Annotated in this window: 12 protein-coding genes; 7 read left to right on the top strand and 5 right to left on the bottom strand. The window is 53.5% G+C overall.

Translation table 11 applies throughout. The features are described from left to right. The 3 genes from V6Z81_11215 to V6Z81_11225 all read right to left on the bottom strand — a co-directional run. The coding region (locus tag V6Z81_11215) for an iron chelate uptake ABC transporter family permease subunit (protein ID MEG9863036.1) at positions 1-615 on the bottom strand (615 nt) is incomplete at its 3' end. Next, positions 612-1,487, bottom strand: a complete 876-nt coding sequence (locus tag V6Z81_11220) for a manganese/iron ABC transporter ATP-binding protein (protein ID MEG9863037.1) — start codon at positions 1,485-1,487, stop codon at positions 612-614. The genes V6Z81_11215 and V6Z81_11220, both read right to left, overlap by 4 nt. After that, the gene (locus V6Z81_11225) at positions 1,484-2,386 is read right to left on the bottom strand and encodes a metal ABC transporter substrate-binding protein (protein ID MEG9863038.1); all 903 of its coding nucleotides are present in this window, start codon (positions 2,384-2,386) and stop codon (positions 1,484-1,486) included. The genes V6Z81_11220 and V6Z81_11225 overlap by 4 nt, the downstream gene beginning before the upstream one ends. A 145-nt stretch (positions 2,387-2,531) precedes the next feature. Here V6Z81_11225 and V6Z81_11230 point away from each other — a divergent pair, with 145 nt between their 5' ends. Continuing rightward, positions 2,532-3,497, top strand: a complete 966-nt coding sequence (locus V6Z81_11230) for an MBL fold metallo-hydrolase (GenBank protein MEG9863039.1) — start codon at positions 2,532-2,534, stop codon at positions 3,495-3,497. Positions 3,498-3,516: 19 nt separating this feature from the next. After that, entirely contained in the window at positions 3,517-4,281 is a 765-nt protein-coding gene (locus V6Z81_11235) for an SDR family oxidoreductase (GenBank protein ID MEG9863040.1), read from the top strand. Between the two features lies 1 nt (position 4,282). On the opposite strand, the gene V6Z81_11240 is transcribed toward V6Z81_11235, so the two are convergent. Then, on the bottom strand, positions 4,283-5,674 hold the full coding sequence (locus V6Z81_11240; protein ID MEG9863041.1) for an amidase: 1,392 nt from the start codon (positions 5,672-5,674) through the stop codon (positions 4,283-4,285). After that, complete coding sequence (locus V6Z81_11245) at positions 5,671-5,871, bottom strand: hypothetical protein (GenBank protein MEG9863042.1); 201 nt, start codon at positions 5,869-5,871, stop codon at positions 5,671-5,673. The genes V6Z81_11240 and V6Z81_11245 overlap by 4 nt, the downstream gene beginning before the upstream one ends. Before the next feature lie 179 nt (positions 5,872-6,050). Here V6Z81_11245 and V6Z81_11250 point away from each other — a divergent pair, with 179 nt between their 5' ends. The 5 genes from V6Z81_11250 to V6Z81_11270 all read left to right on the top strand — a co-directional run. Beyond that, the gene (locus V6Z81_11250) at positions 6,051-7,112 is read left to right on the top strand and encodes an ATP-binding protein (protein MEG9863043.1); all 1,062 of its coding nucleotides are present in this window, start codon (positions 6,051-6,053) and stop codon (positions 7,110-7,112) included. A 1-nt stretch (position 7,113) separates the two neighbouring features. After that, positions 7,114-7,833 carry a response regulator gene (locus tag V6Z81_11255; GenBank protein ID MEG9863044.1) on the top strand — a complete coding sequence of 240 codons (720 nt, stop codon included), beginning with the start codon at positions 7,114-7,116 and terminating at the stop codon, positions 7,831-7,833. A gap of 58 nt (positions 7,834-7,891) precedes the next feature. Continuing rightward, positions 7,892-8,914 carry a substrate-binding domain-containing protein gene (locus tag V6Z81_11260; GenBank protein MEG9863045.1) on the top strand — a complete coding sequence of 341 codons (1,023 nt, stop codon included), beginning with the start codon at positions 7,892-7,894 and terminating at the stop codon, positions 8,912-8,914. A gap of 63 nt (positions 8,915-8,977) precedes the next feature. After that, complete coding sequence (gene pstC / locus V6Z81_11265; GenBank protein ID MEG9863046.1) at positions 8,978-10,384, top strand: phosphate ABC transporter permease subunit PstC; 1,407 nt, start codon at positions 8,978-8,980, stop codon at positions 10,382-10,384. Beyond that, positions 10,377-10,865 (top strand): DUF3333 domain-containing protein (locus V6Z81_11270; GenBank protein MEG9863047.1); only part of this gene is annotated, 489 nt, incomplete at its 3' end. The genes pstC and V6Z81_11270, both read left to right, overlap by 8 nt.

Below are 10,865 nucleotides of genomic sequence, written 5' to 3' on the forward strand. Positions count from 1 at the left end.
CACCACCATGGCGATAACAAGAAAAGCGCCGACTGTCTGCATGGCGGCGACGACTGTTGCGGAAAGCAGAGTGAAAAAAACAAGTTTCAGCGCTTTTGGCTGCAGTCCCACGGAACGGGCATGGTTTTCATCAAAAAAGACGACCATCATATCCTTCCATTTCAGGGTCATGATGCTGAGGGTGACAAGACCAATGATGATAAGCTGCACACTGTCTTCGGGTGTGATGGCCAGAATATTGCCCATGATGATGGTATTGACCGAAACCGCCACCGGGCTGACCGATATGATAAACAGTCCCAGTCCAAAGAATGACGTGAAGATTATCCCGATGATGACATCAATTTTAAGCCCTGACCGCTCGGACAGGAACAGCATGGCCAGTGCCGCCAGTCCGCCGGAAATGAAAGCCCCCAGGGCGAAGGGCAGACCAAGCACATAGGCGCCGGCTACCCCCGGAACAACCGAGTGGGAAAGGGCGTCACCGATCAGAGACCAGCCTTTTAGCATCAGATAGGCGGAAAGAAAGGCGCAGATTGCCCCTACCAGCCCTGAGATTTGAATGGCAGTGGTCATATAGCCGTAATTGAACGGCTCAAGCAGCGTTTCGATCATGACGGTTTTTCCTCGTCACGCTGCTGACTTGTCTGGGTTTTTTCACCATACTGGACGAAGGGGCGTTCATCATCGGTGAGGATGGTGACTTCGCGCCCGTCACTATCTTCATGCAGGGTTGTGCCACTCAGGGTCAGGTGACGCAGGACGCCGCCAAAGGCTTTTTCCAGATTGCTTCGGGTAAAGACCTCTTCGGTAAGCCCTTCACTCAGCACTGTGTTCCTTATGAGAATCGCGCGATCACAAAATTCTGGAACAGAGCCGAGGTTATGTGTCGATACGAGGATGACGCGGCCTTCCTCGGCCAGTGCCCGCATGAGCTTGATGATCTGCTCCTCGGTCTGGACATCAACTCCGGAAAAAGGCTCGTCCAGCAGAATGACTTCACTCTCCTGAGCCAGGGCCCGGGCGAGAAAGACGCGTTTGCGCTGGCCACCTGACAACTCGCCGATCTGGCGCCTCCGCCAGGCCGACATGCCAACACGCTCAAGGGCGGAATCAACGGCCTGATCGTCGGCCCGGCCGGGGCGCCGCAGGATGCCCATATGTCCATACCGCCCCATCACCACCACATCCTCGACAAGAACAGGGAAATTCCAGTCCACCTCTTCGGATTGTGGGACATAGGCGATGCGGTTCTCCCTGAGCGCATGCTCGATGGTATGACCAAGGATCGTGATATTGCCTGCGGCGGAGGGGATAAATCCCATCATGGCCTTGAACAAGGTTGATTTACCTGCGCCATTGACTCCCACCAATGCAGTAACGCTGCCCCGGGGGATTGTGAAATTAACATCGTGCAAAGCCGTGTGGCCGTTGCGATAGGTCACGGTCAGTGATTGGGCTGTAATGCCTGCCGGGTGAGTGGTCATAGTGTGCCGCCTTCCATGAGTCCCCGTGCGATTGTTGAAACCGTGACATCGATCAGGTCAAGATAGCTGGGGACGGGGCCGTCAGCACGACTGAGAGAATCGACATAAAGAACGCCGCCGAACCGGGCCCCTGTTTCACGGGCGATCTGTTCTGCAGGCGCGCTGCTCACGGTACTTTCACAGAAGACCACCTTGATGTCATTTTCACGTACGGCATCAATCACCCGGCGCACCTGCTGCGGTGTGCCGATCTGGTCGGCATTTACGGGCCAGATGTAAATTTCTTTAAGGCCGAGATCCCGTGCAAGATAACTGAACGCTCCTTCACAGGTTAAAAGTATGCGTTGGCTTTCAGGAACTTTGGCTACAATTTCGCGCAAGGGCGCAACGCGCGCCGCCAGCTCGGCCTTATAGGCTTTTGCATTGGCCTCATAAGTAACCGTTCCCTCAGGGTCGATCGAAGCCAGAGCGGTGCTGATATTGTCGATATAGATCATTGCATCAGCAAGCCCCATCCAGGCATGGGGGTTGGGGTTGCCATCATAGGCGCCGCGGCTGATGGGGATCGGCGTCACGCCAATGCTGACAACACGGGAGGGGACATCATCGAGATGTGCCAGAAACTGGCGGAACCAGCGCTCAAGCCCAAGACCGTTCCACAAAACCAGATCGGCATCGCTGGCCTTGACCAAATCATGAGGTGTGGGCTGGTAGCCGTGAATTTCCGATCCCGGCTTGGTGATTGAAACCACCTCGGCACGATCCCCTGCGAGCTGGCGCGTCATATCCGCAAGGATGGTGAAACTTGTCACGACCTTAATCGCCTCTGCCGATGCGGCAGAAGAGGTCAGGCCTAGAAACAATAGTGCAGCAAGACTGAATTTACCCGCGAGACGCATGACGATTTTGCCTTTGGCTATAAATTTTGTATAAGCTAAGTTTTAATATATAGGCAAACAATGTCAACCATCACTTTTGTGCCATCACTTTTGCGCCGATCCCCGGTGTGAGGGGTAGCCAGCCTAAGGATAGCCTAAGGGTAGCTTGACATCACAAGGGGCAGTTGCCACAATTTTGGCCACAGCTTTCATTTTCAAACAAAGGGTGGTTATGTCCGGAGCGGCAACAGAGGCCAAAATCACGGCTTTCTTTGAAGAAGAGTCCCACACCATCAGCTATGTTGTGGCGGATCCGGCCACCCGGCAGTGTGCCGTGCTGGATACGGTACTTGATTATGACCCGGCCTCCGGCAGGATTTCATACCAATCCGCTGATGAGATCATCACCTTTATCGAGACGGAAAATCTAAGCCTTGAGTGGCTTATTGAGACCCATGTCCATGCGGATCATCTTTCCGCAGCCCCTTATATTCAGGAAAAAATAGGCGGCAAGATCGGCATTTCAGCCCTGATCACCGTTGTTCAGGATACTTTCGGCAAGGTTTTCAACGCCGGCACCGATTTTGAACGTGACGGCAGCCAGTTTGATTGTCTCTTTGAGGACGGCGATACCTATAATATCGGAAATCTCAATGCCACGGCGATGCTGACCCCGGGGCATACACCGGCTTGTATGACACATCTGATAGGTGATGCTGTCTTTGTTGGTGATACGCTGTTCATGCCTGATGGAGGCACCGCGCGGGCGGATTTTCCCGGTGGTGATGCCCGTCTGCTGTACCGGTCTATTCAGCGAATCCTTTCCCTGCCCGATGACACCCGGATTTTTGTTTGCCATGATTACATGCCCGGCGGACGCGAGTTGCAATGGCAGACAACGGTAGGAGAACAGAAACAGCAAAATATCCATCTTGCCGATGGCGTCAGCGAGGAGGATTTTGTTGCCATGCGTGAAGCCCGTGACGCCACTCTGGGTATGCCGCGACTGATCCTGCCGTCGATACAAGTCAATATGCGTGCCGGATACATGCCTCCGGCAGAAGATAATGGCAGGGTTTACGTCAAAATTCCGATTTCCGGCATCAGACCCGACGAAAAGTCAGAAAGCTGATCGGCGGTATGCGAGAGATATGATTCTGCCGTCTTTTCGACTTGATGGAAAAATTGCCCTTGTTACAGGAGCGTCATCGGGGCTGGGGTTGCGCTTTGCTGAGGTGCTTGCCGAAGCCGGGGCAGTGGTGGGCATGGCCGCCCGCCGCCACGAGAGGCTCACCGGCCTTGCCGCCGGAATTGGCGATATGGCTATTCCCATCCCCATGGATGTGACCGATGCCGATGCGGTATCGCGTGGTTTTGATACGCTCGAGAAACAGGCCGGGGGCTGTGCGACGGTGCTGGTCAATAATGCCGGCATCGTTGATCCTGCCGGGTTTCTCAATGCCGATCCGAAAGCCACCGAAGATGTTTTTGCCACCAACCAGATGGCGGTTTTCACTGTGGCGCAGCAGGCCGCAAGGCGGATGGCCGAAGCCGGCACCGGCGGCAGCATCATCAATGTCTCGTCGATTACAGGGCTGCGTGCTGTCGGCGGGGCCGCATCCTATGCCGTGAGCAAGGCGGCAGTGGCGCATATGACAAAAGTCCAGGCCCTTGAATGCGCCCGTCACGGAATCAGGGTCAATGCCCTTGCGCCGGGATACATAACCACCGAGATGAACGCTGATTTTCTTGCCAGTTCGGCAGGGGAGGAACTCATCAGGCGTATCCCGATGCAGCGCAGCGGCACACCCGAGGATCTTGACGGGGCACTCCTGCTGCTGGCCAGTGATGCCGCAGCATTCATGACAGGTGTGGTGTTGCCCGTTGATGGCGGACACCTGACGTCGACGCTTTAGCCTAGGCTCCCGTTTTGGGACGGGTGTCCCAGAACGCATAGTGCTGCTCAAGCACCCGTGCTGTGCGGATAAGCATCGCTTCGCTGAAAGGAGGTCCAACAAGCTGGACCGCCATTGGCAGGCCGTTTTCATCCAGCCCCACCGGCACTGTAACCACAGGCAGACCGAGCCAGTTGAAGGGCCGTGTATTACGGCCGATTTTCTGAATGAGGCTTGCAGCATCCGGATTTGCACCTGCATCACTGGCCTTACGGTCGGGCAAAAGGCAGGGCCATACCGGCGTGATGAGCAGATCAATCTCTTTGAACAAGGAGCTGATCATGCGGTGGTTGAAGGAGGCCCGCAGCGCCAGCATCTTCCGGTAGTCGTCATCTGTGCTAAACATCCCTGCGAGAATCCGCATCACTGTTTGCGGATTCATCTGCCGATGGTGGTTAAGGATCGTATTTTCATGTTCATGAAAGGATTCGGTTGCTGAAAGAATTGAGGTGAGGGGGCTTCCCGCTTCAATCCCCGGGCAATCGATATCAACGATTGACCCGCCCAGCCGCCCGAGATCATTGATCACAGCATCGGTTTGCTTGGCGACGGGCGCATCACAGCCATCGAGGAAATAGCGCTGCATGCGCCCGACTTTAAGTCCGTTGATACCGTCATCAATACCGGCGGTAAGCGACGGCATTTTAATGTCGATCGATTCGGGATCATCGGGGTCATAGCTGATAATTGCCTCAAGCACTGCCGCCGCATCATGCAGGCTCCGCGCCAGCGGGCCTACGGTGTCAAGTGAGGCGGAAAGGGCGAAGACACGGCTCCTGCTGACAAGGCCATGGGTCGGCTTGATCCCGAAAAGCCCGCAGGCCGCGGCGGGCAGGCGGATTGAGCCGCCCGTGTCCGAGCCAAGGGCAACGGGCACAATTCCTGCGGCGACAACCGCAGCTGACCCGGAGGAAGAACCCCCGCAAATGTAATCCTGATTCCAGGGATTCCGCGGTGTTCCGGCAAAATCATTATGGCCGGTGACACCGAAGGCAAATTCAACGGTCACCAGCCGGGCGCAATCTATTGCCCCGGCGGCATCAAGGTTTTCGATTACCGTGCATGTTTCCTTGCATCGCATCCCCCTGCGGCTTCTCGATCCGCCTTCATCGGGCCAGCCCTTGCGGCGGAACAACTCTTTATGGGCAAGGGGCACACCGCTAAGGGCGGTGGCAGGGGCGGGAATGGCCGCGGCCTGACTGATGGCATCTTCGCGGTGAACCGAAGCAACGGCATCAAGGCTGCGGCCCAGCCCCTCAAGATCATCGCAAACGGCATTGATTTGTTCCACTGCCCGCTGCTGCTCGGTGGTGACGAGAGCTGCAAGATCGGCATAACGGGTCATGCTACTCATTGCCGCGGCTTCCCGGCCATGCCGGCAATCACTTCGCGCATATTGGAGTCGATATCGTCATTCTCCGATGCAATGCCGCGGGCGATACCCAGCAGGGTTTCCGATGTTTGCACGGCAAGAGTAATTTGATCATCGGAAATTCCCGCCTGATGCAATTTCTTGAGCTGCCTGTCGCGATGTTCTTTTGCCGGATCCATGCGAAAAAACTAGGCTGTGATGCCCCAGATGACAAGCCCCTTCAATTGAATGAAACTTTTGCGCTATATTCAGGTGATCAAACAGAAACCGTTTCTTTGTGCTAGTATTGGTCGTATGACACCAATCGGTTTCTTCAACTGACCGGTGCGGGCTGAACAGGGAAGGGATTGAAGCTGATATGGCTCCTTCTGAAAGACATAATGTCGGACTTGATACATCGCGTATCGGGCAGCTGCTTGATGACGCCCTTTTCATTCTTGATACTGAAGGTGTGATCATTCAGGTAAATCATGTTGCCGAACGGCTCTTTGGTAAAAGCATCGTTGGAGCCAAGGTGACGGAAGTCCTTAATATGCCAAATTTCAGTGATGATTTCAAAGCCGTGTTGAATAGTGACCATGCCATAGAATGCATCGCCGGGGCCGATAACAAAACCGCGCAGCAGTTTCACCTTCGCATGCGCCGCATTGACTCATCATCCGTTGCCATGCTGCTGATGGATATGACCTTGCAGCGTAACCTTGAAAAAGTGCGGCGTGATTTTGTCGCCAATGTCAGTCATGAGTTGCGCTCCCCCTTAACTTCGCTGATCGGATTTGTTGAAACCATGCAATCCAGCAGTGAACTTGATCAGGCAACACAGGCGCGTTTTCTGGGTATCATGGAAGAAGAGGCAAAGCGCATGTCGAGGCTGATTAATGATCTGATGTCATTGTCACGGGTTGAAGTGGAGGAACATATTGCTCCAACGGACATAATCTATATCAAATCGGTGATAAATTCCGTGATTGCTTCGATCAGTAACCGTGCCGGTAAGAAAGGCAGGGCAATCCTGTTTCGCGATAAACGAAAAAATCCGGATGATGCCACCACTGTTCTTGGTGAAACGGATGAAATCATGGAGGTTTTCCATAACCTTATCGAGAATGCCATCAAATACGGACACGACAATACCGATATAGAAATTTTACTGTCAGATGAATCGGAAAACGAATTGCGTTTTGATGTGATAAATATCGGGGACGGTATTGAAGAGAAGCACCTTAGCAGGTTAACGGAACGCTTCTACCGGGTTGACAAAGGGCGCTCGAGGCAGATGGGCGGTACGGGACTTGGGCTTGCCATTGTCAAACACATCGTGAATCGCCATCGGGGCAGGCTTTCGATAACAAGCAAACCCATGGCCCAGACGGTTTTTTCCATTACCCTGCCGGAATATAAGAAACAGGATGAAATTTAGTATGACGATACGAGTTCTCATCGCGGATGATGAACCCAATCAGCTTGAATTGCTGTCATACAATCTGGCTGAGGCCGGCTTTTCGGTGACGAAGGCTGCTGATGGCCGGCAAGCCCTTGAATTGATCGAAGAGCAGCAACCGGACATTGTCATTCTTGACTGGATGATGCCGGCCCTTTCCGGCATTGATGTCTGCCGGGCTATGCGCAAGATGGCGGGAGTGAAAATGATACCCGTCATCATGTTAAGCGCGCGTGGTGAAGAGGGCGATAAGACCCTTGGACTTGATGCGGGTGCCGATGATTATATGACCAAGCCGTTTTCGCCGCGTGAGCTTGTCTCCCGGGTGCGTGCCGTGCTGCGGCGCTCGCGCCCGGCTTTGCTCAATGAAGTGCTCGAATTCGAAGATCTGAAACTTTATCCCGCAAGCAAGATTGTTGAACGTGACGGTGAGCGGGTCAATTTAGGCCCGAAGGAATTTCAGATTCTGGCCTTGCTGCTTGAACGGCCGGGGCAGGTTTTGAGCCGGAGCCAGTTACTGGATCAGGTCTGGGGACATGGCATTTATGTTGATGACCGTACGGTTGATGTCCATCTGAGCCGGCTCCGCAAGGCCCTGAACAAGCTTTCGGGAGCACAAAAGCGCCCTGATCTGATCAGGACGGTTCGCGGCAGCGGATATGCGCTGTCGCCGCCAAATAATAATTCACGGACGTCATAAAACTGTAATATTCGGGATATATCCTCTTGCGCATGTCCACCTCTTTATGGAGTTTATTATGCGCTTATCACATATCATCCTTGGCATAGCCATGGCAGTTTCCACCATCGGTGCTGCCCAGGCCCGCGATCAGATCTCGATCGTTGGTTCATCAACTGTCTACCCTTTCGCATCAATCGTTGCTGAAAAATTCGGCCAGTCCAGCGGTTTCAAGACCCCCGTTATCGAATCAACCGGTTCCGGCGGCGGATTGAAATTGTTCTGTGCCGGTATTGGCCTTGAGCATCCTGACATCACCAACGCCTCCCGTGCGATAAAATCTACAGAAGCCGAACTCTGTAAGGCGAACGGCGTTGAGTTTCAGGAATTTATCGTTGGCAACGACGGTCTGGCTTTTGCCAATTCCAATCAGGCGGCAAATTTCAAAATTTCCATCGCCCACATCGCCGCCGCTCTGGCGGCCGAGCTGCCCGGTGGCGGTATGAAAGACAGTGACAGCATGGCTGTCAACGAATTGAAGACCTGGGCAGATGTTGACGAATTTGTTGTCAGGCTCGGTATGCCAAAGCTTGGCCTTCCCGCCCAGCCAATCACGGTCATGATACCCCCGCCGACCTCCGGTACGCGTGATGCCATGGGCTCCCTCTTCATGAAGAACGGGTTCAAGAAACTGGGCATTGACGGTAATGGCTACAAGAACCTGCGTGAAGACGGCGTTGCCATCGAAATGGGCGAAAACGACTCGTTGATCGTTGAAAAACTGGTCGCTGACCAGGATCTCTTCGGCGTCTTCGGTTATTCCTTCTTCGATCAGAATCGTGACAAGGTACAAGCTGCTACAATAGATAATGTTGAGCTGACTTTCGAGAACATTGCCTCCTATGCTTACCCTGGCGCACGTCCGCTTTTCTTCTATGTCAAGAAGCAGCATGTTAATGTTGTCCCGGGCCTGAAGGAATTTGTTGACGAATTTATTTCCGATAAGGCCATGGGAGTGGACGGTTACCTGTTCGCTGCCGGTCTGGTTCCGCTGTCTGCGAGTGATTTCGCCACTCAAACGGCCAGTCTCGATAACCTTTAAATATTGACAATATCGTGGTGTTGCCGCTTTTTAGGCAACACCACTTTTTAAGAAGGCTGGTATATGCTGGCATCGGTTTCATCATTCAGCGGGTTGCTGATCTGTTTGCTCCTTATCACTATCGGGGCCTATTGGATATCAAGGCGGCGAATCACAGCACTTTCGGCGGCACAATCAGAAAAACCTCATTCTCTTGCTGTCTATTATAGCTTTTATGCGGCGATCTGGACGTTCGCACCGGCTATACTTCTTCTGCTCTGCATCACTGCATTTACAAAACCCATTCTTGAGCAACAGATTTATCAATCACTGATGATTGCTCTTCCGGATCTGCCGGCATCATTCATTGATTTGAAGGTTGCGCAGATCGAAAATCTTGCCAATGGGGTTCTCACCAGTGATGATGAGGCAATGCTTGCGTTAGCCGCCGAACACAAGCAAGCACGTGCCAATATGAGCAATATCCGTTTTGCCCTTGTGCTGCTGCTGGCGCTATTTGGATTCGGTTATGCCTTTTGGCGACTCGCTCCAAAATTAAAGACGCGGATCATTTTTGAAACTTTCCTTAAGCGTGTTTTCTTTCTGGCGGCGGCACTCGCGATCCTGACGACAGTCGGCATTATCGCATCGCTGCTCTTTGAAGCTATGCGCTTCTTTTCGGCCTATTCATGGATTGATTTCTTTTTTGGTACTCATTGGGCTCCAAATATTGCCCTACGCGGCGCTGCTGCAGATGAAGATGTTGGCGGAGCTTCCGGCTCCTACGGAATGATCCCTGTGATGGCGGGGACACTGCTTGTGGCCGCCATAGCCATGCTTGTGGCGGTGCCAGTGGGCTTGTTTGCTGCCATATACATGGCCGAATTTGCTTCATCGCGCGTGCGTGATTTCGTCAAGCCGACGCTGGAAATTCTGGCAGGCATTCCCACCGTGGTTTATGGTTTCTTTGCCGCACTGACGGCAGCACCGTTCTTCCGGTCAATCGGACTCAATCTGGGGATGGATGTATCCGCACAAAGCGCCCTTGCCGCAGGCGGCGTTATGGGCGTGATGATCATTCCGTTCATCTCATCGCTTTCAGATGATGTGATCACGGCAGTGCCGCAATCGCTGCGTGACGGCGCTTACGGCCTTGGCAGCACCAAGGGGGAGATTGTGACAAGGGTTGTCCTGCCTGCAGCTTTGCCGGGACTTGTGGGAGCTTTCCTTCTGGGCATCAGCCGCGCTATCGGTGAGACGATGATCGTTGTGATGGCGGCCGGCGTTTCTGCCAATCTGACAGCCAATCCGCTTGAAAGCGTCACCACTGTGACAGTTCAGATCGTCCTGCTGCTGACAGGTGATACGGTTTTCGATTCGCCAAAAACACTCTCTGCCTTTGCACTTGGAATCACACTCTTTGCGGTAACCCTGCTGCTCAATATCGCAGCGCTGACGACAGCGCGCAGATTAGGGGAAAAATATGATTGAATTCTCCGCCATGACCCCTAATGAGCGTGTGGCCCATCTGGCCAAGACGCTTAAGAGGCGCAACAGGGCGCAAAAGCGGCTGAAATTCTATGGCATAGCGGCCATCACGTTTGCACTTGGCTTTCTCGTCACACTGTTGGGGACGGTGACAGCCAATGGCTATACCGCCATTCAGCAAACTGAGATCGCCGTTGATTTGACTCTCCCTGTTGCAGAATTGGCTGATGAAGCCGGCGTGATCGATATGGAGAAATCCGCTGATTTTAACTGGGACGGGATGATCAAAAAAGCCTTCCGGGAGCAATTCCCCGAAGTTTCGGGAAGGCAGGAAGAGCGAAATTTGGGCGATCTCATTTCTGCCAATGCCGGCTATGAGTTGCGCCGTGAGATTGAAAGATCAGGTCGCATCGAGAAGGCGAACGGTGTTTTCTGGGTCAAGTCATCCGATGATGTCGATATGCTCATGAAAGGCCGGATTGAC

Source organism: Parvularculales bacterium, from assembly GCA_036881865.1.
In the GTDB taxonomy this organism is placed as follows: domain Bacteria; phylum Pseudomonadota; class Alphaproteobacteria; order JAPOUT01; family JBAJNM01; genus JBAJNM01.

Bases quoted from the DNA above. Each gene is read 5' to 3' on its own strand.
- V6Z81_11245 (MEG9863042.1), bottom strand. From the start codon at position 5,871: ATGGATCCGGCAAAAGAACATCGCGACAGGCAGCTCAAGAAATTGCAT.
- V6Z81_11235 (MEG9863040.1), top strand. From the start codon at position 3,517: ATGATTCTGCCGTCTTTTCGACTTGATGGAAAAATTGCCCTTGTTACA.
- V6Z81_11260 (MEG9863045.1), top strand. From the start codon at position 7,892: ATGCGCTTATCACATATCATCCTTGGCATAGCCATGGCAGTTTCCACC.
- V6Z81_11220 (MEG9863037.1), bottom strand. From the start codon at position 1,487: ATGACCACTCACCCGGCAGGCATTACAGCCCAATCACTGACCGTGACC.
- V6Z81_11225 (MEG9863038.1), bottom strand. From the start codon at position 2,386: ATGCGTCTCGCGGGTAAATTCAGTCTTGCTGCACTATTGTTTCTAGGC.
- V6Z81_11250 (MEG9863043.1), top strand. From the start codon at position 6,051: ATGGCTCCTTCTGAAAGACATAATGTCGGACTTGATACATCGCGTATC.
- V6Z81_11255 (MEG9863044.1), top strand. From the start codon at position 7,114: ATGACGATACGAGTTCTCATCGCGGATGATGAACCCAATCAGCTTGAA.
- V6Z81_11240 (MEG9863041.1), bottom strand. From the start codon at position 5,674: ATGAGTAGCATGACCCGTTATGCCGATCTTGCAGCTCTCGTCACCACC.
- pstC (MEG9863046.1), top strand. From the start codon at position 8,978: ATGCTGGCATCGGTTTCATCATTCAGCGGGTTGCTGATCTGTTTGCTC.